This is a genomic window from Anoxybacteroides rupiense, from assembly GCF_014196195.1.
GTDB classification, from domain to species: Bacteria; Bacillota; Bacilli; order Bacillales; family Anoxybacillaceae; genus Anoxybacteroides; species Anoxybacteroides rupiense.
This window is the reverse complement of record NZ_JACIDF010000003.1, coordinates 20237-44528: the sequence shown is the minus strand read 5'-3', so window position 1 is coordinate 44528 and position 24292 is coordinate 20237. Positions and strand designations below refer to the sequence as shown.

Sequence of the window (24292 nt, the reverse complement as noted above, 5' to 3'; positions counted from 1 at the left end):
ATTATATGGAAAGCCGCTTACCAATAACTTGGACCAAGCGGCTTTTCCATATCTTTTAAAATAGGGAGCGTCCCCACGACACCCATTCCCCGCTATCGGGATCAATCGATGCGAGACGGAGCCAGCCGTTTTTCACTTTTTGAGAAAAAGGCAAGTGCTCGGTGAGCAAACGCTCAATATAGTAACGCGGCGCTTCAATGACAACAAGCAATCGAAGCGGCGAATGAAATAACTCCTGATCCGAAGCGGCTACGGACTGCCAAGGCAGCCCAGTAAGCAAATCGCTGGCGTTGCCTTGCATCACTCCAATCCCGGAAGTGACCGTCTGCGTCGTTTTGCTGCCGCTTCCGTAATAGTGAGGGGCAACGGTCGATGCGTAATATTGCAAATTAATCCATTGTCCTACTGTAGCCGGTCCGCTGATAATGCCCGAGAGAAGCTCACCAGTAGGATCTTGTCGCCAATCGTAGCTGTGTAAAAATACTCTTCCATCGAGATGGCAATGCTTTGTTCGGCTACGGCTGCCAATTACAAACGCGGCATTTCCCGCAAGCCCCCATTCCGGGCGAATTTCACTCCAGTCAACAGCCCGACGCTGTACCTCCGCTACCGCATCATTTGGTCTTTTTCCAATGGACGGCAATTTTGCACAACGCTCCTCATTCGCATTCCGGCTTACTTTAGGAAGCACGCTTTCTACTAAGTGGAACGCCTGCTGTGCTGATTCTGATAACACCGGAATTTCAATCCAGCGCAGTTCATCGATCGTTGTCACATGCTCTGCAGCCACAAATACGGTTTCATCTGGAATGACGATGCCGCGTTGCGCAAGTCCCTCGCGTACTTCTGGCAAATTGCCAAGAGCGGCAAACACTCGGGCATTAAATGCTCCCGCTGCTCCGCCACATGCGCCGCAATCGAGCGAAGAAGCATACGGATTATTCACTGTTGCGCTTTCATGGCCGCATACGATCACCAATGGCGCAAACGATGAAGTCAGTCCTATACTGTGAAGCAGCTGCTGAACGTATTGAATTTTTTCCTCCGTTGAAAATCCGATGGGCAGATCTGATGCTTCTGATTTCTCTTGCCGCTCGAGCACCAGCGCTGTTGACGGCTTTTTCTCCATCGTCTCTTCTATCTTTCGGAACAAATGACCTGCCTTCTTAGGAGCGGCGCTGCGCATAAGAGTATGCAATCCAAGCCAAGATCCGCTCATTTCGGGCAATAATAAACTCGCTAGCAAATTTTGCTTTACTTTCTTAAATATTTGTCCGGCAAACCGGAACATATTGCGACGGCGTCGATAATCCGTCACGCTTTCCGGTACAGCAGCCACTTCGCAAATCTCCTGCTGCGGTTGGACGATGGCCGGACATGATGGATGAGTATGATGGCTATCCAGTTCACGCGTCTTGATCGGAATGCCAAAAAATCCAGCACATCCATACGTTTCAAATGGTCCGGCTTCTTCAAGATGACGGCGAAACACTTCTGAACGAACGTCAATGCAAAAAAGAAACTGGGCAGCAGGTTTCTGCTCATCTGCAGAACAAGAAGATCGAATCGTTGTCTTTAACTGTTCTTCATACGTTTCTTCCCATGCCTCAAGCCAAAGGCGGTATCGCTCCAAGCGCCAAAAGCGGTCGGCAAACGCTAGGCGGGCGCATTGTTCCTCTGCTTTCAGTTGCTGCCATTTAGCTGCTGTCATACCTCCCCAATGTAGCCACGCAACCAATAGCTGACGCCAATCATCAGCAACATCATCGTCCATGCTAGGATCCAATGGCAAATCCGGAGCCATCAATGTCCATTCTAGCGAAAGACGAATGGCCAAATAATCGACGAGTAAGGCGGTATCTTGACCCGTTTGTTTAGAACGCCAGAGCAACATGCCAGCCCATCCCGGCAAAGCCAGAAGGTGGGCTTCAAGATAGTTGACCGCTGTCTCTTCATCTACGTTCAATTCAGACAAGACGCGCTGCAACGCCAGCTCTGGAGCACTCGGCCAGTCAAAAAGCCGTTGCCGTTCATCTTTCGTCAACGCCGGATCATGCCCGACCAGCTGGCGCCAGGCGCCAAACAATCCAAGCTCTCGAAATGGCAGCCCCCACGCCGCCTGTCCTTCATCTAAAAACAATTTGCACCATTTTATCATTTGCTGATCAAGACGTTGTTTTTGCTTGCTATTATGCGCACTTAACGGCTGAATAACCGCGTTCCGCCAAGAAGTAGCTGCCAGCAACTGATTCCATTCAGAGGAAGCCAACCATTCCGCTGGTACCTCATCATTCCAAAGAAAGGCGCGGCATAATCGTTCTGCTTCATGGCGAGGCACTGAAAGATTCTGTGCATCAAGCCAGCGATGCAGCTTTCTCTCCAAAAATGAGAGATCAATTTCGCCTTTTTCAAGCGCTGCACGAAAGGATGCCATCGTCGGATATAGATGGATGCCAGGCATGCGTTGAAATCGTTCGGCCACTTCTGAAAATGGTAAATATTCAAGTTCCATCCACGGATGACGGGCAATGAAAGTAGAGATAGGCCAAAGCGGAGCAATGACTTCGCTTGCCTTCTCGACTATCTTAGCGATTGGGCGCTCTATGCCAGACACCGCTTTTCGTGTTGCCTGCTTGCGGGGACGTTCAAGCGAAATGGCCTGTTTACTCATCACTAGCTCCCTCCTTCACATAAATGCTCAAATAGTGCGGGTGTGGTTCAACAGTTGATAGGCGCGGCTCTCCAAAATGAACAAGCCACATATAGAATCGGACAAACAATAGAGATGAACGATGCCGAACAATCCAGAAAGTAACGATAGCAGCAGAAGCAAACAATACAAATGCCAGCCATTCGAGCGCAGACGGCGGTGCGCTTCCAGATGGTAACGCAGCTTGCACAAACTCCGTCAAGAAATGTCTTACTTCTTCAGAAGCTAATGCTAGCATGACCACCGTCACCAACCCAAGCCAGCGCCCTTCACGAAAATCAGCAAGACGTCCCCAGGCTATCATCATCGATGCTCCAAGAAGCAATGCGCTGAAAAGCCGAGTCGGCTCTGAAGGAGAAGCAATCCAAAACGCCATCCCCACTGCTAATCCTATTAAAGCGCCTCCCCACCAGGATCCGCCTCCTTTCACACGCACAATGCGTTCAGGACGCGGTACAACAGATCCTGATTGCAAGAACAATGTCGCTTTGAACAATCCATGTAAAATCAGATGAACCACAGCTGCCCCGTAAGCGCCTAAAGCACATTGAACGAACATCACTCCCATTTGCGCCATCGTTGAAGCGACTAACTGCCTCTTATAATCGACGTGGACAAAGCTAATACCTGTACCGAGCAAAATAGATAGAAAGGCGATGATAAATAGCGCCTCATGCGCCGCTGGCATGTTAAATAGTGGGGAAAAGCGCGCCAACAGCAGGCCGCCAGCATTAACGAGTCCTGCATGCATCACCGCTGATACAGGAGTCGGAGTCACTGCAGACTCAAGCAACCAGCGATGAAACGGCCATTGTCCCGCCGGAATCAGCGCAGCCAATAGCAATAATCCGTTCATTGCTATTCTTCCCCAAAAGCTTATCTCTGCCAATTGATCAGCTAATAAAGCGGCCGACATGCTCCATTTCCCCGTCACAGTCCATATCCATACAGCCAACACCGCCACTGCCAGCCAACTTGCCAAAAACATGATTCCCATTTGCATCGCAGCCGCGCGTGACGGCGCCCATTCCCTTTTTAACCATGTCAACGCGGCAAGACCAACGAATGGCAGTCCCCAACAAATGGCCATTATGCGCAAATCATTGCTGCTCCATATGACCGATGCCGCTCCAGCAGTCCATGTTAACAGCCAAAAATAATGCCGGTATGCGCGATCGCCATGCAAATAGCGCAGCGAAAACGTTTGAATGATCCAACTGAGTAAAGAAATATAGAAGGCCATAAGCCAACTAATTCCATCGAATCTCCATGCTCCAACTTCCGTCCCTGATCCCGCTCCGATCCATCCGATAAGCGCCGCGGCCGCCGGCAGCAGCAATAAACGGGTATGAATGTATACGTAACGCTCCGGAATACGCGAATATAGACATAGGGCACCGCTGACAAATACGATTCCTACTGAAATAAACCAACTCCATATAAATAACAATCCGTTTCCCCCTCTCCTTCTCCTCCGTGCATGGTGCTTATTAATGACGTTGGAAAGAAAAGAAAAAACCGACTATGCCATTGGACAGAGGCGCCTTTTTCAGCAAAAGGCTGCCCTTCTGTCTATCAATGAATCATAGCCGGTTTATCTTCATTCCATCTATGTGATTTCCAGATCGTAGAAGATCTCCCGTCCCTGCTTTTCCATGATTGGGTTTCCTCCAACAAGCCGAGGTGAACGCCACCCTGCTTTTTGAAGAACTCCCTGCATGGAAGAATATACAAATATTATGATATTTACTATAAAAAAGTTATTATCATTATACAACAATTTTGTCAACTTTGCATCCTTTATTTTTTATATGACTCATGATCGTAATAAATACAACGAAAAGATGCAAGCCAAGCGCTTATCAACAAAAACGATTTTGCTCCGAGGCAAAATCGTTTTTGATCCATTCGCGATTTCATTGGGAGGCAGAGGGCTCCAGATCCATCTAGAAAATGCTAGTTGGTCGAATGAAGCGAGATGAGTTCATATGTGATAATCGTTCGGTTATTCGCCAGTTCTAGCTTTTTAACTACTGCTTGTCCGCTTGCTTCGCTTTGCAACGTCCGCTTTACTTCAAGGGGGATATCGATTGGATAAAGGCGGTATCCTTCCTTTTCAAGCACAAACAAATTATCTTCAATTCGCTGTTCTTTTCCCTTTGTCACAATCAATGTTTGCAATTCTAATGGCATCCCCATTTATATCTACATCCTTTCCTCTTCGTTCTTTATTTATAGTATCATGACCGTCCCTGCTGTTTCATCCATTCCGCTAAACGATGAACCGTTTCCCGATTGTCCTTTGGTGGAAAATAATGTGTGAAGTCAGGGAAATACCAAGCCGTCACAGGCTTTTCTAGTTCTTTTAGCCGCTTTTCAAGCCGATAAGCATGTTCTATCGAGACGTTGTGATCTTTTTCGCCATGAATAATCAGCACAGGCGCTTTGATGCGATCAATGCTATAAAGCGGTGTTCGCCAACGATAGCGCTCCGGATATTTTGTCGGCGTTCCGCCAATGACCCGCTTCATCATTTTTCGCAAGTCAAGCCGCTCCCAATACGTCAACATCACATCGGAAACTCCTCCCCAAACAACAACTGAACAAATTTGATTTTCTAAGATAGCTGTATGGAGGGCCATAGCTCCTCCGCGAGAAAAACCGAACACGTGAATGCGTCTGCTATCTACCTGCGGGAGGTTTTGTAGCACCCGAAAAGCACTTAACGCATCATAGCGATCTTCTCCAACAAAATCTTCATTTCCTTCCCCACCCTGATTGCCGCGATAAAAAGGAGCCATGACGACAAATCCCTCAGCTGCAAATTGCGTAATTCGGGAAAGACGCACCTTCCCAACATTTTTCATTCCGCCGCGAAGATAAAGGAAGCCATCATAAGTCCCTTTAGCTTTCGGTATCGCTAAAAATCCTTTTACTTGCAATCCTTGCGATAAATAGGTAATTAAGAATACATCGATATGCGGATTAGGTGATGGAAATCGATGTTTCTCTATGATCTGTCCATCCATGTCTTTCTTCCTTTCCATAGGCATTCACACATTTTTTCCGACAGCATACGATAAGGTACATATTTAACATCTATTACTAAGGAGGTTTATAACAATGAAAAAATGGCTGCGCACCGCGCTGATTTCATTTTTCACCATTAGCTTCGTCATCTCGGCAGCCTGCGAAAAGCAGGATCAGCCTTCTGTACAAAAAGTTCGCGTTGCAGAAGTCACCCGTTCCATTTTTTACGCTCCTCAATATGTTGCCATTTCTAAAGGGTTTTTTAAGAAGGAAGGGCTTGATGTCGAATTATCAACCGCATGGGGCGGAGACAAAACGATGACATCCCTGCTCTCCGGCGGCTCGGATATTGCCTTAGTCGGTTCCGAAACATCGATCTATGTCTATAGCCAAGCAACGAAAGATCCTGTTATTAATTTTGCCCAATTAACCCAAACAGATGGGACGTTTCTCGTTGCTCGCAAAAAAATCGATCATTTCTCTTGGGATTCACTAAACGGAAGCACCTTTCTCGGTCAAAGAAAAGGCGGCATGCCGCAAATGGTCGGGGAATTTGTCCTCAAAAAACACGGAATTGATCCGAAACAAGACTTAAAGCTCATTCAAAATATTGATTTCGCCAACATTCCTAGTGCATTTGCCAGCGGTACAGGAGACTATGTTCAATTATTTGAGCCAACTGCCAGTATTTTTGAACAGGAAGGAAAAGGATACATTGTCGCTTCCTTTGGAACAGAATCCGGGCATGTTCCATATACTTCCTTCATGGCCAAACGAAGCTTTATCAAAAATAATCAAGCAACGATCCAAAAGTTTACTCGCGCTCTTTATCAAGCGCAGCAATGGGTCGAAACCCATACCGCTGCAGAAATTGCAAAAGCCATCCAACCATACTTTAAAGATACAGATATCTCCATTATCGAAAAAGTCGTCGATCGCTACAAAAAACAAGGCAGTTATGCAACTGACCCCGTTCTTGACGAAGAAGAATGGAACAACCTGCAAGCCATTATGAAAGAAGCAGGGGAATTGCCGCCACACTCAGACTATTCCGCGCTCGTCGACAACTCCTTTGCGAAAAAAACAATCGAAAAATAAGAACGGCAGGTGAACAAGATGAGTTTTTTAGTTGTTCATGACATCAGCCACACGTATTTTACCGAAAAAACAGCTACTACAGCCTTAGAGCATATATCCTTGTCCATCGATCAAGGAGAATTCGTTTCTTTTATTGGTCCTAGCGGCTGCGGAAAAACTACCTTGCTTTCTATCATTGCCTCTCTTATTCAGCCGACAGAAGGAACCGTCACGCTGGAAGGGAAAAAAATGCAGGCCATTCATCCAGCTGTCGGCTATATGCTGCAGCAGGACTATCTATTCCCTTGGAAAACAATCGAAGAAAATCTTTTTCTCGGTTTAAAGATTATGGAGATTGACACCCCAGAAATGCGAGCCAGCGCGCTTTCATTGCTTGAACGCATGGATCTAAAGGGAACGGAAAAGCATTACCCGAATCAATTGTCAGGAGGCATGCGCCAGCGAGCTGCCCTAGCCCGGACGTTGGCAACGGATCCGAAAATTTTGCTGCTTGATGAGCCATTTTCCGCTTTAGATTATCAAACCAAACTCAGATTAGAGGAACTCGTTTGGCAAACCTTGAAAGAATACAGAAAAACCGCCTTGCTTGTCACTCATGATATTGGCGAAGCCATTGCCATGAGCGATCGAATTTTCTTATTCGCAGCTAAACCCGGACGCCTTGTACGAACGTTCCTCGTACCTAGCGAGCTTCGGCAGTTGCCGCCATTTGCCGCCCGGCAGCATCCGTCCTTTTCCGAGCTGTTCCAATTTCTTTGGAAGGAGCTGGATTCACTTGAAACCACTTACTAATCACAAGCCATCCTTGCATGACCAGTATCTTGCATCGCTTCGAAAAGAGAAACGGTGGGTTCGTTTTTATCAGCTCATCATTTTCGTTGGTTTTTTCATGCTTTGGGAGGCTGCTAGCCGCTATCAATGGATTGATCCGCTTTTGTTCAGCTCCCCGTCAAAAATCTGGTCATTGTTGATGGGAAAGATAGAAGATGGATCGCTTTTTTCACACATTGGTGTTACCTTATTTGAAACCGTGCTTGGATTTATTCTTGGTACGCTTCTTGGCACATGCTTAGCCGCATTGCTTTGGTGGTTTCCGCGCTTTTCTAAAATCGCTGATCCGTATTTAGTCATTTTAAACGCCATGCCCAAAGTAGCGCTCGGTCCGATTTTAATCGTCGCATTTGGACCTAATTTTTCTTCGATTATCGCGATGGGAACCGTTATCTCTGTGATCATTACCACCATCGTCGTCTATACCTCGTTTCGCGAAGTGGACGCGAATTATATCAAGGTGCTCAAAACTTTCGGAGCCAGCCGTTTTCAATGCTTTAAAGAAGCCGTTCTGCCCGCTTCATTCCCAGCCATTATCTCCACTTTAAAAGTGAATGTCGGCTTATCTTGGGTTGGAGTGATCGTCGGTGAGTTCCTTGTTTCCAAGCAAGGGCTTGGGTACATGATTATTTATGGATTCCAAGTATTTAATTTCACGCTCGTTCTGCTAAGTCTGCTTATTATTGCTGTTTTAGCCACTTTGATGTACCAAATAGTGGCTTTAATCGAAAAATCGCTGATCAAAAACCGATAGAGACGTTCAATTACAGAGAACGTCTCTTTATTTCTTCAAGTGTATACATAAGCACATCGTCTTTCATAATAAAACTGAAGCGTTCATCTGTTCTTACATGCTGAGGCAGTTCCTTTAACAGAACTGGGCCATCTGTTTCCAAATAGGTGGACTGTGGCTGAAGCGCTTCAATTTCAGCAAAATAAATATTTTTAATCATCTCATTTCCAATTTTGTACTGCCCGATATATTCCAGCTGTTCGATGACTCCCCCGGTCTCTTCTCTCACTTCGCGAATCGCTGCTTGTTCAGGTGTTTCCTTTCCTTCCCTCTTTCCTCCAGGAAACTCTAAACCACGTTCGCGATGATTGGTCAGCAACCACTGCTGGTGGTAACGGCAGACGACCCAAACATGATCTGGCGTTTTGGAAAACGGATGGTCAGCAAATGACAACTGCACTTGATTTCCATAATAGTCCCAAAAAACAAACATCCTTATCAAACTCCATTGTCATGATCTTTATTCCTATTATACTTCTCACTTTACTCGCAGTGCCAGTTAAGCTTAAGCGCTATATAATGTGTCGGCCAGCCAATAAAAGCCGATTGGCATCGCTTCATTCCCCGCTTTTCTGCCGTAGTCGCACACCGTTTGTTTGCCGACTGGAATGTTTCAGCATGCTTTTTTGAATTTACGGGCAAATGCGTTTGTTTCGAGGAGAAAAGCGGAAAAGCTTGTGTGTCATCCTATCATTCTGTGGTTTTTTATTAAAAACAATGGAGCATCAACACCTGTTTACTTGCTTATACCAAGAAGCCACTTGGCATGTCCAGCTTCAAGTGGCATTTATATTATAGAAACCTCAAACATTCGCCGTACTAACTTCTCGCAAAAATAAAGAGAGGCAGCCTGCAGCCGAAAAATCGACTGATTAGGCAGCCTTCTTCATAAGAAATACAAAAAACGATAAAGAAGATAAAGAAAATGAAAGAACTAGGTGAACTGCACTCCATTATTTTTGAAATTCTTCTTCAAAGTTGTCGGCTAGCGAAAACACAATAATCCGTTCTCCTGTACGGGTGCTTATATCTGTATGAACACTCATTACTTGTTTTCCTGTCATCGTTACGATGATCTCTCTTAGCTGCTCGCTGCCTGATTCAATTAAATCTGAGCGAATTCTTTTAACGGCCAACAGCCCTTCTTTTGTCTCTGCCAATTTTTGTTCAGCAGGTGTTAAAAGTCCGCGCATTTGCACAATAATCATATTGCGGATAATATCCGTTTTAACGGATATGGGGCCCCTCCCCAAATACTCTTTCTCCCATTGCGTCAGAGCCCGGCTAATTTGATCTTCCATCTCTCCTTTAGATTTCATTCGTATTTCTCCCCCTTCGAAACAAAAACGGCATGCTCCACTATAAAAAGTGAAACATACCGATCCATCTCGGTTCACATCACATCACTTAATCCATTCGTTCGCTTCTTCCTTTTGCTCGTCTCCTTCACAAAAGCGCGAAAGCTGTCCATGTCATTTAGTTATCAAGTCCTTGTCTCAATTTATTTTTTATTATAGCGAATCGATTTGGACTGTCAAGAAAAACAAAGGTATGACATGAAGCGCAGCAGCCCATCCTTATTCTTGAACCCATCCCATTGAGCGAATATGCTGCCTTGCTTCTTCATTTCCTAATTTATAAATAAGCTGATAAATTTTTTTCATCGTATCATCGTATGCATCGTTTTCGCGATCATAATGATACTGTATATATGGAACATGCGCTCTCCAAAACGCCTGCCAATCAGAGGAATAGTTTTGGTCAAAATATTCCCTTAATTGAATAATTTCTTCGTCCGTTGCCTCGATTTGAAAATCCCATGGAGACGCTGTCTTTACTTGAGAGATTTCACCGTGAGCAATCGACACATAATACGTTTTTTTATTTTGCTCTTTCACACCCTTCAGCTCCTTTACAATCTGTCCTATTCGTAGTGTGGATGAACAAATAAAAATTATGCTTATTTAGCCCGATCTTTTAATAATTCAATTGCTTTTATCAGAAAGCCCGGAATAGGTAATCCTGTCCTTCCTACATTTTCAACAATTGAAATGACTTCATTCGCCATATAAAAGAAGGTCGTTGCATCACGAATAAAATGATTGTTCTGTCCTAAAGCAAGATCGATTAGATGTGCCACTGCTACTAATACAAAAATCAATAATTTCCGCACAATCCCCCGAAAACCGATCTCGCTTGACAGCTTTCCTTCAAGAGCCCCTGCAACAATACCAGTTATATAGTCAATCACGACGAAGCAAACTAAAATCACCACTAATATGTCCAATCCTCCAAATACAGATGAAACAAATGAACCAATGAGCGAAATTCCGAAAAAAAATGAATGTTTGGCCACGGTTTCCCGCCTTTCATGTTTCATAGGTCAAAAGTGTTGATTCAACAATATCACATCTGTTGATGATCTATGATTTCATGCAAGAAATGCGGAAGAGCTAGACCGAAAAGAAGTCTTTCTTCCTTATTTCCTGAATCAAGGAGACAAAGGGGGGATCTTTTCCGTACTACCCCTTGTTAAAAAGGAACAGGCATAGAACATAATCATCAACACGCCTAATGGAGGGATCATGGACAGGCAGATAGCTTTTCTGATGCCACAATCGATTGATCCAAAATACGAAAATGGCTGAAAAGCCTCGTTATGTGGTAAAGTGATAAAACCATCGATGATCAACACGTAGTTACTCTATTTTATGAAAATAGAAAAAAAGAGTGTAAACAACTGCCCAAACAGCAAAAAAGATCGCTCCCGATATGGAAGCGATCTTTTTTGCTTATTTGCCAAGAAACGATTTTAACATCCACACGTGCTTTTCAAGGCTTTGGTGGATTCCTAAAAGCATATCTCCCGTTGTTTCATCCCCTACCTCATCAGCTAGCTGCATTCCATCTTTTAGCTCTTGAATCATCGTCTCAAAGTCGCTGACAAGCGCGCCAACCATCTCTTCAGCTGTTTCATTGCCTTTTGCTTCTTTAACAGACGCGCTTTCGAGACAATCTTTCATTGTAGCGACAGGCGCTCCTCCTAGCGCAAGCAGCCGCTCTGCTAACTCGTCAATATGGAGGGCTGCTTCATTGTATAATTCTTCGAATTTTGTATGCAATGTAAAAAATTGCTGTCCTTTGACAAACCAATGATAATTATGGAGTTTGATGTATAATACACTCCAATTGGCAATCTGTTTATTGACCATGTCCGTTAGATTTTTCATCTTGATCCTCTCCTTCACCATATTTTTTACAAAATAAACTTACATTTCTAATTATAACCTATTTCATACCCATCTCGCAAAAAACGGAAAAATTCTTCTCTCTTTTCAATTATAAATACAAGGTGGACGACCCATTATTTTAATCTATTTGCCCGCAAAGCATTCGTTGCTCAAGAAGAATATGCTCAAACTTACTCCCATTGGTTTTGTTCGATCATCCACCTACTTAACTACCATTGCTTCACTCCTTTTACTTGTGCCATATCAATAGAAACGAACATATGTATAAATCCGATCAGAAAGTAAATGGGTCGATTGTTTTTGCGGCATGCTGGTGCATGGGAACACCGTCGCTTTCAACCCTAGGCATCACGCTTCAAAGCAGTTCGTTTTTTGCCTCTTTATCTTATGTCACTATTTCCATTTAAATGGCTACAATCTTATTCGTTCCCTTTCTCAGCGCTTATGATGAACCGCTCCCATCTATATTCCGTTAAGAGATGGGAGACTTCTCGGTGGAGTATGTTAAAATAAAGAGAGGAATTCAAACATAGAAAGTGGGGAGCCAATGTTTACAATCCTTATCATTTCCATCATCATTATTTTAGTCGTTCTTATTCTGGCTGTCGCCACCACATCAAAAGCCTATCAATACAAGCATACCGTCGATCCTATTGATAACAATCCGCATTTACCAGAACACAAGCAGAAAGAAAAAAACGAAGGCGGCCATGTTTAAATGGCCGCCTTACGATTATCCAAATACTTTCTTCAGTTCTTCCTTATCTTGTTCCAGCCAAAAACGCATTAGACGCTTAGCTCCCTCTAAATCATGAAGCTTCGCCTGCCCGCATTGCTGTTCCGTTGCAGCTGGGACTTCTGTCGCATTTACCGCATCCTTCATTGTATCTTCAAGCAGATCGATAATTTCCTCCACAGTAGGAGAACCGCTGACAACTAAATAGTAGCCCGTTTGACATCCCATTGGTGAGATATCAATGATATCAAAATGATCGTATTTTTCCGCATGCTTGCGAATATTGAATGCAAGCAAATGCTCAAGCGTATGAATAGCATCGGGCTTCATCGCTTGCTTATTTGGCTGGCAAAAACGAATGTCAAATTTATTCACAACGCCATCGCTTCCCACTTTATGCACGCCGCAATGTCTCACATACGGCGCTTTCACAGCGCAATGGTCGAGTTCAAAGCTTTCTACTGAAGGCATTGTATCACTCCTATCGTTATTTTCTAAATACTATCATACACATAAATCCGATTTTTTTCATCTACTTTATACGGATTATTCAAAGGTGATGACTTGTGCGATTTATGATACATTGATGATAGTATATTTTATTCACTGGGTGTGATGCAAATGTTGAAACGCTTATTGATCGCTCTCATTCGTTTTTATCAAATGGTGATTTCTCCGTTAAAGCCGCCGACATGCCGTTTTTATCCGACATGCTCCCATTACGGTCTTGAAGCAGTTAAGCGCTTTGGCGCAATCAAAGGAGGCTGGTTGACGATCAAACGCATTGTCAAGTGTCACCCCTTTCATCCTGGAGGCTTCGATCCAGTCCCGGAAAAATGGGAAGATGCCAAATAAGCATGGGCTTGCGGCTTATTATCGTGCATTTTCATGTAATGGCAGCAAGTCCGTCTTTCTTATAGCTACACGTAATGATTAACTAACTGCATGGGTGAATAAAAAGAAAAAAAATACTATTCAAATCGTAATGATTACGATATAATAAATGAGACCATTCATCTCTGCTTGGTAAAAATGAGAAAGGAGAGCATTCATGAGACGAAAAACACTGTTAACCATCATTCTTCTTGTTGGATCAATCATGCTGTTTGGCTGCAATAAACGTGAAGAAGCAACCGATACAAACAAGCCAAAAAACACACTTACTATTTATACGACTGTTTATCCGTTGCAAGATTTTGCGCAAAAAATTGGTGGACGCTACATAAAAGCAGAAAGCATTTATCCTCCTGGCGTTGAGGCACATACATTTGAACCGACAACGCAAACGATGAAAAATTTAGCAGATGCTGATGCATTTATTTATATCGGCCAAGGAATGGAAGGATTCGTCGATCAAACGAAACAAGCACTAAAAAACGAGCATGTAAAGCTCGTGGAAGCTTCTAAAGGAATTCAATTGCTTGATTCTGCCCATCACGATGAAGAAGGGGAAGAACACGAAGGGCATGAAGAAGCGGAAGGGCACGATGACGACGGTCATCATCATGGCGATAAAGATCCCCACGTTTGGTTAGATCCTATTTTATGCATTACAATTGCCGAAAACATAAAAAATGCTTTGATTGAGCTAAAGCCAGATGCGAAGGAAACATTTGAAAACAATTTTGCCGCTTTAAAACAGCAGTTGCTTGATATAGATCAACAATTGCAAGCTGTAGTAAAAGACGCTCCTAAAAAAGAACTTCTTGTTTCTCATGCAGCCTACGGCTATTGGGAAAAAAGATATGGCATTGAGCAATTAAGCATCGCGGGTCTTTCACCGACTAATGAACCTTCACAAAAAGAGCTGGCTCAAATGATTCAACTCGCGAAAAAGAAACAAATTCATTATGTCATCTTTGAACAAAATGTCACACCAAAGGTGGCTGAAGTTGTCAAAAACGAAATCGGCGCTGAAGTTCTTCGCCTTCATAATTTAGAAACACTTACAAGCGAAGATATAAAAGAAAATAAAGACTACTTCACCATCATGCATCAAAATATCAACGTATTAAAACAAGCGTTGCAATAATAAAAAAAACGAAACCACACTGTCCACTTGACAGTGTGGTTTCGTTTTTTCCTATGATTTCTTCTCTGCATATTTTTTAGAAATATGTGGATAATAACAGCAGCTAATCATGAATGGAAGGACGGTCTTTTTATGGATGATTTGGTCATTGCCCGCTCTCTATTTGGCACTACTATGGCGTTTCATATTATTTTTGCGTCTCTCGGTGTGGGAATTCCGCTAATGATTTTATGTGCCGAACTGCTCTATCAAAAAACGAAAAATCGCGACTATGCAGTTATGGCTAAAAGATGGACAAAAGGGATAGCAGTACTGCTGGGAGTTGCCATTCCCTCCGGAACCATTGCCGGCGTCCAGCTTTCATTGCTATGGCCTGGATTTATGGAAGTGATCGGCAAAGTGATGGCGCTGCCTTTCCAAATTGAAATCTATGCTTTTTTTGTTGAGGCATTATTCATGTCTATCTACGTATATGCCGCTGATCGTATTTCGCCGGCCATGAGAATTTTGAGCGTTACTCTTGTTGCCCTTGGCGCAAGCGCTTCCGCTATTTTAATTACAAATGTTCATGCTTTTGAAGGCACTCCCGACGGTTTTCGCATCGAAAACGGCCAAGTCGTTGACGTAGATCCTTGGGCTGCATTTTTTAATCCCAGCTTTTTTGTCACCGCTGGACATGTAACAGTTTCAGCCTTTATGACAGGAGCATTTGTCCTTGCTTCAATTTCTGCTTACAAAATGTTGCGGGAAAAAAATAAACGCGTTCTTGAATTTTATCGTAAAGCACTGATGCTTTCGCTTGTTGTTGGCGGGATTTTTTCTATTTTAACAGCGCTGAATGGCCATGAAGCCGCACAGCTTTTGCATGAATATCAGCCGGAAAAGCTGGCAGCAGCTGAAGGATTGTTCGAAACGCAATCGCACGCTCCTCTTGCCATTGGCGGTTTTACAGATCCTGACACGCAATCGGTGAAATGGGCAATCGAAATTCCATGGCTCCTCAGCTTTCTTGCCGGTAATAGCTTTGATACCGTTGTACAAGGATTAAACGATTTTCCTAAAGAATGGTGGCCGCCATTATTTATCCATACACTATTTAATGCGATGGTAGGCATCGGCTCATTCCTTATCCTGCTCTCCTTGATCGGATTGGTTTGGAGCAAAGTGATGAAACGCCCTGCGTTTCCTCGTCCGCTGATGTGGGCCATTATCGCTTCCGGACCTCTTTCCATGCTGGCTATTGAATTTGGCTGGATCTTTGCCTGTACAGGCAGACAGCCATGGGTTATATACAGGATGATGAAAACAGAGGACGCTGTGACACAATCGGAGAATTTGGCACTGCTGTTTATCTTGTTCGCAGCCATCTATATTGTATTAAGCATCGCCGTCGTTCTCGTATTAAAATACTATTTTCGGCGCCATCCTGTCATCAACGAACTAGATTCACAGGAAACCGGACATTCAAATCATTTTACGCAATAAGGAGGCGAGGAACATGACAAATGAACTCATTGCCATCACTGTGCTATGGGGATTTATTTTTATCTATGCGGTCATGGCAACCATGGATTTTGGAGCTGGTTTTTGGTCGATGATTTATATGAATCGGGAAAAAACAGCCGCAACCAATATTGCCAATCGCTATCTTTCCCCTACATGGGAAGTGACCAATGTGTTTATTGTGGCAATCGTTGTCGCGCTTGTCAGCTTTTTTCCTGGAGCGACCTTTTTGTTGGGAACTGTTTTATTAATTCCCGGGAGCATTATTTTACTGCTTCTCGCGATTCGCAGCGCTTTTTTAGTATTTGCCCATATCGCTAAGGAATATGAAAAAGTGCTGACCTACATTTCGGGAATCAGCGGCATGATCATCCCAGCTCTACTGATTAGCGTCTTGCCAATCACACATGGCGAATTTATTGAAACGGTTGACGGGGTCGCAAAACTGAGAATGGATAAGCTGTTTACAAGCCCGCATGAATATGCGTTCATTGGCTTCGCCATCTCCAGCACATTGTTTCTTTCTTCCCTGCTGCTTGCCGACTACTCCAATGAAGCGAATGAGCTGGAGGCATATCAAACCTATCGCAGAGATGCTCTCATTCTCGGACCCATTTCCTTATTAATGGCGCTTTTTATTATGCTGACGATGCAGGATGAAGCACCTTGGCTGTACGAGCGAATAATGGACTATTTGCCATGGCTCATCGGTTCCGTGGCCATGTTTTTTGTAGCGGGGGCCGCTCTATTCTTGCCGTCTGCCAAGCATCAGTCCATACGGGGAAAACCTCGATTAGCGGTCGTCGCCATTGTCATTCAATACTTTTTAGCGAGCTACGCTTATGGAAAGGCCCACTTGCCATATATGATCTATCCGGATGTCACGATTCAGTCAGGTTTCACTCATCCGAATACTTTTCGCGCGCTGTTTATGTCATACATCATCGGGTTTGTTATTCTCTTTCCGGGATTCATCTATTTTTGGCGATTATTTATGAAGGATAAACGCTATCTTCAAAAAAATGATCCATCATAACGTTTGGCAGTTATTGAGATCGTCATAAAAAAGCCGTTTTGGCCATGGTCAAAACGGCTTCCCGGTGACTTTATTCAAGTGAACGCACATATTCCGCAATAGCGGCTATTTCTCCTTTTGTTAAGCTTGTCACCTCTTTTGTCTGATGGCGCTGAATGGCTTCTTCGATCGTTTTGGCGCTGCCATCATGCAAGTAAGGGGCCGTCGCCCAAACTCCTCGCAATGTCGGCGTATCCCATTGTTTTGGTGTGCGAGGGTTGGCAAAATGGGCTCTCGCGTCTCCATTTGAAGCTTTATCCTGTGGATTCGCTGTGCCAATATCATGTAAATAAGCGGTATTCGCTATCGTCAATACTCCTTGATCGTCCACTGCTTTTGTACTATCTGTAAAATATTCTCCTCGATGACAGCTGAGACAGTTCCCTTTACCGTTAAACAGCTTTTCGCCTTCTTGCGCTTTTGCTGTCAAGCTTCCATCTTTATTTCGATACGGGCTTTTCGGTACAGGAAACGAATGAGGATCATCTAAATACGCAAGAATCGCATCATACATATGCTGCACATCCGATGGCAGCGGCTTCCCTGGATCAAGGGCCATCATCCCGCCCATTTCATTTTGTACCGTATGAATGTAATCGCTAAAATCATCGCGAGAGCCATCCCACATAAACAATCCCGTCTTGGTCGTTAGCACATTGCTTGGCACGTTGCGCGGCCCTTTGGGCGTCAAAAGTGTCAGCCCGTTTATTTCCCCGTCACTATGGCAGGAAGCACAACTCATCCAGTTATTTCCTGTAATATCGATCGCAAATTCGTCGCTATTCGCGCTATAAAAAATCGTTTTTCCTTCACGGACAAGTGGTGATAAAGAATCTTTGGCAATTAAGCGTATCGTTCCTTTTACTGATCTTGCTTTCGCATAAGGCGCTTTGCCTCCTGTATGAATGACGGCAAGATCATGGCTCATTGCATTGTGGACAAATAATTGCTTTCCATTCGGTGAAATTACAATCCCTCTCGGATTATTCCCTTCAATGCGCCGCAAAATTTGGGTTGCGTTTCCGCCGCGTTTTAAATCAAATACGACTAAATCTTCGCTTCCTGACATCACGGCGTACATTTTGCTTCCATCTGGCTGAAACACAATATCATATGGATTCGAAACAATGATCGTTTCATTTTTCACATCTTGGACATTGATTTCCGCGAATAATTCCTTTCTCTCATCCACCAATTCTTGATCGGATGCAAGATCAATGACAGAAATGGCCGGAAAAACCGTTTCTTCAAACTGAATCGGCGTATCAATATTCGTCAGTAAATGAGGAATGTAGGCTTTTTTTCCATCTGGTGCAATGACAAACTGCTCAAGCGTGTTCGGAATACCTTGGCTCTTTTTCCGATCCTCCTGATCCGGTGATGGCGCTAACGTAATTTCTTTGATGACTTGATTTTTTTTCGTATCAATCACACTTATTTTTCCATCTAGATAATGAGGTACATACAACTTTCGGCCATCAGCCGTTAACGCCAGCGTACGCGGTCGATCACCAACTGGAATTTCTTTCGTTTCTTTTTGCTTTTCCAAATCAAATACTGATACCGTTCCTGAACGATAATTAGCTACGTAAAGCGTTCTTCCGTCCTGGCTTGTCACAACTCCAAATGGTTCAATTCCTGTTTTTAAATGACCCATCACTTTTTTCTCTTTAAGCGAAATAATATCTACTCGGTCATCATGCATACAGGACACGTATAAAAATTGTTCGTCCGGACTTAATGCAAGCTGTCTAGGCTCCTTTCCGACAGCAATCTCTGCTTTTTTCTGCTTCGTCTTTGCATCGATTAGCGTGACAGAAGGAACATCAATATTGGCGATATACAGCATAGTTCCTTTTTTGTTAATGGCAATATTGTCGCTGTGGACGGCATAGTGACGAATGGTTTTTTGGTCTGAATGAAACACTGGACTTGCCTGACAACTCGTTAGAATCAGAAAAAAAATAAGTAAGACCCCTCTTTTCATCAGCGTTTCCCCCATTTTGATTCACGAAAATGAAAACCATTATCATTTTATATGAAAAAGCGGCAAATCTCAATGCTTGCCGCTTTTATCCATTATTTATTCTTTTTTTGGTTTTACTTCCACATTCAATAAAATTGGCGCAATTCCATATTTTCCGTGTCCTGCTTGCACTTGTGGCACATTGTCCCCATCTGTATTGCCTGATTTGTCGCCTTTTATATACACATCTCCGGTATCCCAAAATTCACTGGCCTGCATTCCTTCCTTGATGCTTGGACCATCAATAATCCGATCATAAAAATCAACATAGCGCGAAATGATGGTCTCTCTTTCCAGTACTTTGACAGGCTGATCGGAGTCCGTGTTATTGAGATTGTTAAGGGCAATGCGCAGCACACCTGATAACGCTCCAGCTACAAATGGAGTATATTTCATTTCATTTTTTCCCGTCTTATAAACACGGAGTTTTTGATCCCAAAAATGCTTGTCCATCGCTTCATAAACTTTACGTGCTGCCTCCCGGTATTGCTCGTCTTTCGTCGCTAAAAATGCCGCTGTGAGACCGCGAATCGCACCGAGTTGGGCAAGAAGAGTAGGTTCGTCTGTTTCAGGACCTTGACCAATGATCCAGCCATTTGCTACAAGGCCATCTTCCCTTATTAATTCATTCATGATAAAATCAGCTTGTTTTTTGATCAGTTCAAGTGCACGTTTTCCTTCAGGAGTGCCAAGGCCTTGGGCATCTTCTCCGCTTGCGTAACCCACAGGCAATCCATCAATCGCGCGCTCAAAAATGCGCAGCGCTTCCATCGTATAGCCTGCCTGGAACGTATCTACTCGTTTTCCTTGTGCACTTCCGTTATTCTCTTCAACAAAAGCGCCTACTTCTTGATTAAAGTGCATGGCATCAATATTTTTAAACACCTGCAATACCACATCGCGATTCACTGAATATGGATCATTCGAAACAACATCATTCGTTGGATTTTGATCGAGATTTTCTTTCGGCGCACTTGGATATGGCGATCCGTCAAATACAGCTAGAAAAGCAGGATTTTGATTTTTATTATCCGGCCGCTGATCTGTCACACCATAGAATTCTGATGCAGGCCAAAGCATCAGCCATTGATCTTGCAACAAGCTTCTTTTATCCTTCACAATGAGCTGTTTTACCTTTGGCGCCAATTCATTCCCATCTTCTATCACCTCAATTTCATGAGGCAAATATACCCAGCCGCTTTGAGGATTATATTGGCTTCCTGCTGCTTTTGTTAGCCCTTGCTGTTTCGCACTGTAAAATAAATGATCGCGGACAAAATTAAGCTTGTTCCAAATTTCTTCAGTTAAAATCATGCCTTGCATGCCATCTGCGGAGCTTACTCCAAGCGCAATGTTAGGATCTTGATCGTCATTTTTGGTTTTCGCTTCAATCTCTTCATCTTTATCAACGGTATGTAAGCCACCTAAAAAATCTCCAGCCCATAATGCCTGTTTTAAAAATGTGCCGCCATAGGCAGAAGGAGTTAATCGTTTCTCCATTTTGCTCCGATCCCAACGAAGCGATTGAAAATCGACTTGATAAACCGGAACATAGGTTTTGTCATTATTTTCCGCATACACGTCTGTATCGACTTTTTGGGCATAATGCGGATCACCGCCTGCATATTCAATCATTGTCGGAAACATATTGCGGAAAATTTCTTCATGCGCATACCCTACACTGTCAGCCAATTGGTAAAATCGCTCTGCCAACACCTCATCGTTTGACTTCTGCGCTTTTTGCGCCTGCTGCTCTGTCATTGGACCATAAATCAAATGCAGCCCAAGTCCCGACTTCTCCGTGACCTCGTACATTGCTTCTTCTGAGTATTCGTACGATTCAATCCCTGCAATATAATCAAATTTTGTCGGTTTATCCATTTTACGCGCATCCAATACATCCAAATCAAGTCCAAGCCCCTCGGCCAAAGGCTCCCCTGACAACTCAAATTCTGAATACGCAAACATGTTGCCGGCTGTATCAAAAGAATAATCGGTCACCGGCACAGAAATATTGGCTGATGTCTCACCTTTCTGTTTTTTCTCGCTCGCTTCATTGGTTGGTGAACACGCTGAAGCCAGCAAGAGTGATGAAATCACGGCCGTTGTCGTCATAACCTTCCACGGTTTTTTTCCCATAGCTACATCCCCCAGTAACTTTAAAACGATTTTCATTATCATCTATGTTTATTTTATCTTAATTTATTTTGTTTTCAACTGTTTTAAACGATTTTGCGCAACGACAGCCTGTATTTGGCGTTGTCCAGTAAGAAGCGAACAAAATTCTACTGCTACTGTTTTAGAGCTCTCTCTTCTTTCGCTCTCAAATGCCGCTGCTATCCTATTCATATAATAAGAATAAAACGCTTCATCCTCTTGGAGGATAAATTTGCGGATGATGCACATTTCATCTTGTTTGTATGCAATATCAACATCGACATGTTTCGTCCCATATTCAATTCTCTCAAATAAAAGAAACCAGTCAATCGTCGGATCTAAAAAACGAAGTAAATAGTCCGTCGTTTTCGCTAGTACTGTATAATAATGGATATTGGAATGAAACACTTCTTGATCTACGTGGCGCCAATGTTTTTCTACAAGCTTTAATACAAGTGAAGCGGATCGCGACGAAGAAGGAGCCTGATAATATTCTGTAATGATTTTTTTCATCGCTTCACCTACTAGCTGGCGCCAATTTTGAGGCATACATAGCTTGACGGCACTCATTTATGTATCCCTCCACCTCTCAATTCGCTTGTTTCGTTACTTTCGCTTTTTGCAGCACAAGATGAATAGAACTCCATGAACGCTTTACAAAATAAATCGGTTTTTCTTGGTTTTTCGCTTTTTGCTTAATTACTTTGGCTAAATTATGATTAACATAGTCGGTCATCACCAGAACAAGATCGATATGTTCAGGAATATCCCGCTTAACCATATTCACTTTGCGGCCATCCAGATGAATAATTTCCTTAAATCCTGAATTTATCAATTTATCGGTAATATTTCCGAGATGATCAGCACCTACTACAAGCAACGATGACATATTTTCTTTCCCTCCATTGCTTTCAACTTTATTTTCATTCTAATTGAGAATGATTCTCTATGTCAATAGATATAAAATTTCTTATTATTTCCGTTATATCTTTTTTTTAATCAGTCAAAAATAAAAATGTATTAAATTTACTAAACTTATGGAGGGAATCACGATGGCAAAAGATGTGCTTTGTGAAGTGAAAAACTGTCATTACTGGGCAGAAGGAAATCGCTGCAGTGCAGAAGCCATTTATGTAGTCAGTCACACCGGAACAGAAGCTTCTAACTCTGGCGAGACGGACTGTAAAACGTTCGTACCAAACGACGAGCTATAAAAGAGCTTATCTTTATCCGCATTTTACCATAATTCGGAATTTTCCCTGTTATGTCATAGAAAAAGCGGGACACAGGCTGTGCAGAAGAAAACGAAATAGGCTAGCAGTTGTCTATCGTTTCAATTTGTATCAATTCCTTTATATGAATAGTTAAGCCATAAAAATAAAAAGAGGTTCATCCGTTTATATAGACGGATTACCTCTTTTTTTATTGTTCGTGTTTTGGAATTAAATGAATTAATTGGCGCCGCAACAGCTTTTTGGCCGCATTGCGCGGCAGCTCATCTACTATATATATACGTTTTGGCACCTTGTACTTTGCCAAGCGCTCCCGACAAAATTCTAAAAGCTGTGGCGGTGTAACCGATACGCCATTTCTCAGTTTAACAAAAGCATAAGGCACCTGTCCCCAGCGCTCATCTTCCACTCCCGTCACTCCCGCTTCTTCGACCGCTTCATGCGAAAGCAGTATCGCTTCAATCTCTGCCGGATAAATATTTTCACCGCCAGAAATAATCAAATCGGATCGGCGATCAAGAACATAAAGAAACCCTTCTTCATCTATATAGCCCATATCCCCTGTATAAAACCAGCCATTCCGTAACGCTTTTTTAGTTGCTTCTGGCCGATGCAAATATCCTTTCGCTACATTTGGCCCCTTCACAACAATTTCTCCAGGTTCATACGGCCTAGCTGTTCGCCCATCCGTTTCGACGCGAAGCTGAGCGGGAAAAAGCGGTTTTCCTGCTGACCCTAGCTTAGAAAAACTATACTCTGGCGCTAATGTAACAATTTGTGATGCCGTTTCTGTCATTCCATAAGTTTGATACACAGGAATTCCTTTATCGCGGCACGCTTCCAGCAGCGGCTTTGGCGCGGGTCCTCCCCCAAGCAGCATACACCGGAATGTATGGGGATATGTCAAGCTTCCCAATTCGGAAATCATTTGCTGTAGCATGGTGCTGACAACAGACATAATCGTGGCTTTTTCTCCTAGAATGATCTCATTTGCTTTTTTCGCATCAAAGTGCTGCATCACATAAACGCTCATTCCATAAATCACACTTCTCATCAAGATCGACAACCCACTTATATGAAAGAACGGAACAGCGGCAAGCCAACAATCCCTTTCCAATAAGCCTAAATTTAAAGCTGAGCCAATCGCGCTCCACCAATGATTTCCATAAGTTTGTAATACTCCCTTTGGCTTTCCTGTTGTGCCCGATGTATACATAATTGTTGCTACTTCGTGAAAATCATATTCTTGCTGAAGCGGCACCTCTTGCTCTGGCAATGAAGCAAGCTCTGTTGCCGTTACAACAGGAACTGAGCTGCTGTTGGCATCATCGCGCCATTGTTCATCGACAATCCACCATTTCGCTCCGCTATCTTCAATTTGCCAATTCAATTCTGAGGCTGTTAATCTTATATTTTGCAACAATACAACGGCTCCAATATAATGAAGTCCATGAATGATTTCCACCATCGCCGTGCTATTTTTCATCAATATAGCGACAATATCACCGCGTTGGACGCCAAGATAAGCTAGCCTTCCCGCCGCTCTTACCGCTGCTGTATGAAGCTCAGCAAATGTTTTTTGCCCACTTCCCTCGTAAACAGCAATGCGTTCTGGAGTCAAAAACGCACGCTGCATAAGCCAGTTTGGTGTTGATGTATACATAAAGTCCCCTCCTTTGCTTGATACAAAGAAGCAGCTTCAGACTGTTAACGAACGTTTTCATCCTAAGTGAATCGCATCACTCATCCGCTCATGAGCATCTCGGTTTGATTCGCTCATCTTCGTTTGCTGCGTTCCCTGTCCATCCAGCGTTTTCA

General features: G+C 43.4%; 24 protein-coding genes. 9 read left to right on the top strand and 15 right to left on the bottom strand.

Annotated elements, in window-relative coordinates; translation table 11 throughout:
• Positions 1 to 55 precede the first annotated feature (55 nt).
• The 4 genes from GGQ95_RS06195 to GGQ95_RS06180 all read right to left on the bottom strand — a co-directional run bounded on the left by GGQ95_RS06195 (position 56) and on the right by GGQ95_RS06180 (position 5739).
• Complete coding sequence (locus GGQ95_RS06195; RefSeq protein ID WP_183186577.1) at positions 56 to 2671, bottom strand: DUF2309 domain-containing protein; 2616 nt, start codon at positions 2669 to 2671, stop codon at positions 56 to 58.
• Entirely contained in the window at positions 2664 to 4160 is a 1497-nt protein-coding gene (locus tag GGQ95_RS06190) for an NADH dehydrogenase subunit 5 (RefSeq protein ID WP_183186489.1), read from the bottom strand. Before GGQ95_RS06190 ends, GGQ95_RS06195 begins: the two co-directional genes overlap by 8 nt.
• 506 nt (positions 4161 to 4666) lie before the next feature.
• Entirely contained in the window at positions 4667 to 4909 is a 243-nt protein-coding gene (locus GGQ95_RS06185) for a DUF2584 domain-containing protein (protein WP_066150041.1), read from the bottom strand.
• Positions 4910 to 4950: 41 nt separating this feature from the next.
• Positions 4951 to 5739, bottom strand: a complete 789-nt coding sequence (locus GGQ95_RS06180; protein ID WP_080862029.1) for an alpha/beta hydrolase family protein — start codon at positions 5737 to 5739, stop codon at positions 4951 to 4953.
• Positions 5740 to 5833: 94 nt separating this feature from the next.
• On the opposite strand from GGQ95_RS06180, the gene GGQ95_RS06175 reads away from it, so the two are divergent.
• From GGQ95_RS06175 to GGQ95_RS06165, 3 genes are read left to right on the top strand one after another with little or no spacing between them, the layout of a single operon-like run.
• Positions 5834 to 6838: an ABC transporter substrate-binding protein gene (locus GGQ95_RS06175; protein ID WP_066150035.1), complete on the top strand. Its 1005-nt coding sequence runs from the start codon at positions 5834 to 5836 to the stop codon at positions 6836 to 6838.
• An 18-nt stretch (positions 6839 to 6856) separates the two neighbouring features.
• Entirely contained in the window at positions 6857 to 7630 is a 774-nt protein-coding gene (locus GGQ95_RS06170; protein ID WP_183186488.1) for an ABC transporter ATP-binding protein, read from the top strand.
• Positions 7614 to 8423, top strand: a complete 810-nt coding sequence (locus GGQ95_RS06165) for an ABC transporter permease (protein WP_066150032.1) — start codon at positions 7614 to 7616, stop codon at positions 8421 to 8423. Before GGQ95_RS06170 ends, GGQ95_RS06165 begins: the two co-directional genes overlap by 17 nt.
• 10 nt (positions 8424 to 8433) lie before the next feature.
• Here GGQ95_RS06165 and ytkD read toward each other — a convergent pair whose 3' ends face one another.
• From ytkD to GGQ95_RS06140, 5 genes are all read right to left on the bottom strand, one after another.
• Entirely contained in the window at positions 8434 to 8895 is a 462-nt protein-coding gene (ytkD, locus tag GGQ95_RS06160) for an RNA deprotection pyrophosphohydrolase (RefSeq protein WP_066150029.1), read from the bottom strand.
• A 520-nt stretch (positions 8896 to 9415) separates the two neighbouring features.
• Positions 9416 to 9781, bottom strand: a complete 366-nt coding sequence (locus GGQ95_RS06155) for a Na-translocating system protein MpsC family protein (RefSeq protein WP_044745853.1) — start codon at positions 9779 to 9781, stop codon at positions 9416 to 9418.
• 258 nt (positions 9782 to 10039) lie between these two features.
• The gene (locus tag GGQ95_RS06150) at positions 10040 to 10360 is read right to left on the bottom strand and encodes a hypothetical protein (RefSeq protein ID WP_044745852.1); all 321 of its coding nucleotides are present in this window, start codon (positions 10358 to 10360) and stop codon (positions 10040 to 10042) included.
• A gap of 62 nt (positions 10361 to 10422) precedes the next feature.
• Complete coding sequence (locus GGQ95_RS06145; RefSeq protein WP_066150026.1) at positions 10423 to 10842, bottom strand: phage holin family protein; 420 nt, start codon at positions 10840 to 10842, stop codon at positions 10423 to 10425.
• 412 nt (positions 10843 to 11254) lie between these two features.
• Positions 11255 to 11692, bottom strand: a complete 438-nt coding sequence (locus tag GGQ95_RS06140) for a Dps family protein (RefSeq protein WP_066150023.1) — start codon at positions 11690 to 11692, stop codon at positions 11255 to 11257.
• Positions 11693 to 12260: 568 nt separating this feature from the next.
• Between GGQ95_RS06140 and ytzI the strand changes: the two genes are divergently transcribed.
• The gene (gene ytzI, locus GGQ95_RS06135; protein WP_080862028.1) at positions 12261 to 12431 is read left to right on the top strand and encodes a YtzI protein; all 171 of its coding nucleotides are present in this window, start codon (positions 12261 to 12263) and stop codon (positions 12429 to 12431) included.
• 15 nt (positions 12432 to 12446) lie between these two features.
• Here the strand turns inward: ytzI and GGQ95_RS06130 are convergent, their stop codons facing one another.
• Entirely contained in the window at positions 12447 to 12920 is a 474-nt protein-coding gene (locus GGQ95_RS06130; RefSeq protein WP_027409561.1) for an S-ribosylhomocysteine lyase, read from the bottom strand.
• 150 nt (positions 12921 to 13070) lie between these two features.
• Here GGQ95_RS06130 and yidD point away from each other — a divergent pair, with 150 nt between their 5' ends.
• The 4 genes from yidD (at position 13071) to GGQ95_RS06110 (ending at position 17020) form a co-directional block, all read left to right on the top strand.
• Positions 13071 to 13304 (top strand): membrane protein insertion efficiency factor YidD, encoded by a 234-nt coding sequence (gene yidD / locus GGQ95_RS06125; protein ID WP_044745849.1) that lies wholly within the window; start codon positions 13071 to 13073, stop codon positions 13302 to 13304.
• A gap of 196 nt (positions 13305 to 13500) precedes the next feature.
• Positions 13501 to 14481, top strand: a complete 981-nt coding sequence (locus GGQ95_RS06120) for a metal ABC transporter solute-binding protein, Zn/Mn family (protein WP_080862027.1) — start codon at positions 13501 to 13503, stop codon at positions 14479 to 14481.
• Positions 14482 to 14613: 132 nt separating this feature from the next.
• Positions 14614 to 15966: a cytochrome ubiquinol oxidase subunit I gene (locus GGQ95_RS06115; RefSeq protein WP_080862026.1), complete on the top strand. Its 1353-nt coding sequence runs from the start codon at positions 14614 to 14616 to the stop codon at positions 15964 to 15966.
• Positions 15967 to 15979: 13 nt separating this feature from the next.
• Positions 15980 to 17020 (top strand): cytochrome d ubiquinol oxidase subunit II, encoded by a 1041-nt coding sequence (locus GGQ95_RS06110; RefSeq protein WP_066150013.1) that lies wholly within the window; start codon positions 15980 to 15982, stop codon positions 17018 to 17020.
• Positions 17021 to 17090: 70 nt separating this feature from the next.
• Here GGQ95_RS06110 and GGQ95_RS06105 read toward each other — a convergent pair whose 3' ends face one another.
• From GGQ95_RS06105 to GGQ95_RS06090, 4 genes are all read right to left on the bottom strand, one after another.
• Entirely contained in the window at positions 17091 to 19046 is a 1956-nt protein-coding gene (locus GGQ95_RS06105; RefSeq protein ID WP_183186487.1) for a beta-propeller fold lactonase family protein, read from the bottom strand.
• A 96-nt stretch (positions 19047 to 19142) separates the two neighbouring features.
• The gene (locus GGQ95_RS06100) at positions 19143 to 21224 is read right to left on the bottom strand and encodes a hypothetical protein (RefSeq protein ID WP_183186486.1); all 2082 of its coding nucleotides are present in this window, start codon (positions 21222 to 21224) and stop codon (positions 19143 to 19145) included.
• A 63-nt stretch (positions 21225 to 21287) separates the two neighbouring features.
• Complete coding sequence (locus GGQ95_RS06095) at positions 21288 to 21812, bottom strand: hypothetical protein (protein WP_066150005.1); 525 nt, start codon at positions 21810 to 21812, stop codon at positions 21288 to 21290.
• A 19-nt stretch (positions 21813 to 21831) separates the two neighbouring features.
• Positions 21832 to 22131 (bottom strand): DUF2325 domain-containing protein, encoded by a 300-nt coding sequence (locus GGQ95_RS06090; protein WP_044745842.1) that lies wholly within the window; start codon positions 22129 to 22131, stop codon positions 21832 to 21834.
• Positions 22132 to 22294: 163 nt separating this feature from the next.
• Between GGQ95_RS06090 and GGQ95_RS06085 the strand changes: the two genes are divergently transcribed.
• Positions 22295 to 22456: a DUF1540 domain-containing protein gene (locus tag GGQ95_RS06085; RefSeq protein WP_080862021.1), complete on the top strand. Its 162-nt coding sequence runs from the start codon at positions 22295 to 22297 to the stop codon at positions 22454 to 22456.
• Positions 22457 to 22664: 208 nt separating this feature from the next.
• On the opposite strand, the gene GGQ95_RS06080 is transcribed toward GGQ95_RS06085, so the two are convergent.
• Entirely contained in the window at positions 22665 to 24137 is a 1473-nt protein-coding gene (locus tag GGQ95_RS06080) for an o-succinylbenzoate--CoA ligase (RefSeq protein WP_183186485.1), read from the bottom strand.
• Positions 24138 to 24292 lie beyond the last annotated feature (155 nt).

Excerpts from the sequence above, each read along its gene's own strand:
- GGQ95_RS06090 (WP_044745842.1), bottom strand. The coding sequence starts at position 22,131 with ATGTCATCGTTGCTTGTAGTAGGTGCTGATCATCTCGGAAATATTACC.
- GGQ95_RS06085 (WP_080862021.1), top strand. The coding sequence starts at position 22,295 with ATGGCAAAAGATGTGCTTTGTGAAGTGAAAAACTGTCATTACTGGGCA.
- GGQ95_RS06195 (WP_183186577.1), bottom strand. The coding sequence starts at position 2,671 with ATGAGTAAACAGGCCATTTCGCTTGAACGTCCCCGCAAGCAGGCAACA.
- GGQ95_RS06110 (WP_066150013.1), top strand. The coding sequence starts at position 15,980 with ATGACAAATGAACTCATTGCCATCACTGTGCTATGGGGATTTATTTTT.
- GGQ95_RS06105 (WP_183186487.1), bottom strand. The coding sequence starts at position 19,046 with ATGAAAAGAGGGGTCTTACTTATTTTTTTTCTGATTCTAACGAGTTGT.
- GGQ95_RS06120 (WP_080862027.1), top strand. The coding sequence starts at position 13,501 with ATGAGACGAAAAACACTGTTAACCATCATTCTTCTTGTTGGATCAATC.
- ytkD (WP_066150029.1), bottom strand. The coding sequence starts at position 8,895 with ATGTTTGTTTTTTGGGACTATTATGGAAATCAAGTGCAGTTGTCATTT.
- GGQ95_RS06170 (WP_183186488.1), top strand. The coding sequence starts at position 6,857 with ATGAGTTTTTTAGTTGTTCATGACATCAGCCACACGTATTTTACCGAA.
- yidD (WP_044745849.1), top strand. The coding sequence starts at position 13,071 with ATGTTGAAACGCTTATTGATCGCTCTCATTCGTTTTTATCAAATGGTG.
- GGQ95_RS06095 (WP_066150005.1), bottom strand. The coding sequence starts at position 21,812 with ATGAGTGCCGTCAAGCTATGTATGCCTCAAAATTGGCGCCAGCTAGTA.
- GGQ95_RS06175 (WP_066150035.1), top strand. The coding sequence starts at position 5,834 with ATGAAAAAATGGCTGCGCACCGCGCTGATTTCATTTTTCACCATTAGC.
- GGQ95_RS06130 (WP_027409561.1), bottom strand. The coding sequence starts at position 12,920 with ATGCCTTCAGTAGAAAGCTTTGAACTCGACCATTGCGCTGTGAAAGCG.
- GGQ95_RS06145 (WP_066150026.1), bottom strand. The coding sequence starts at position 10,842 with ATGAAACATGAAAGGCGGGAAACCGTGGCCAAACATTCATTTTTTTTC.
- ytzI (WP_080862028.1), top strand. The coding sequence starts at position 12,261 with ATGTTTACAATCCTTATCATTTCCATCATCATTATTTTAGTCGTTCTT.
- GGQ95_RS06180 (WP_080862029.1), bottom strand. The coding sequence starts at position 5,739 with ATGGATGGACAGATCATAGAGAAACATCGATTTCCATCACCTAATCCG.
- GGQ95_RS06100 (WP_183186486.1), bottom strand. The coding sequence starts at position 21,224 with ATGGGAAAAAAACCGTGGAAGGTTATGACGACAACGGCCGTGATTTCA.
- GGQ95_RS06155 (WP_044745853.1), bottom strand. The coding sequence starts at position 9,781 with ATGAAATCTAAAGGAGAGATGGAAGATCAAATTAGCCGGGCTCTGACG.
- GGQ95_RS06140 (WP_066150023.1), bottom strand. The coding sequence starts at position 11,692 with ATGAAAAATCTAACGGACATGGTCAATAAACAGATTGCCAATTGGAGT.
- GGQ95_RS06115 (WP_080862026.1), top strand. The coding sequence starts at position 14,614 with ATGGATGATTTGGTCATTGCCCGCTCTCTATTTGGCACTACTATGGCG.
- GGQ95_RS06080 (WP_183186485.1), bottom strand. The coding sequence starts at position 24,137 with ATGTATACATCAACACCAAACTGGCTTATGCAGCGTGCGTTTTTGACT.
- GGQ95_RS06185 (WP_066150041.1), bottom strand. The coding sequence starts at position 4,909 with ATGGGGATGCCATTAGAATTGCAAACATTGATTGTGACAAAGGGAAAA.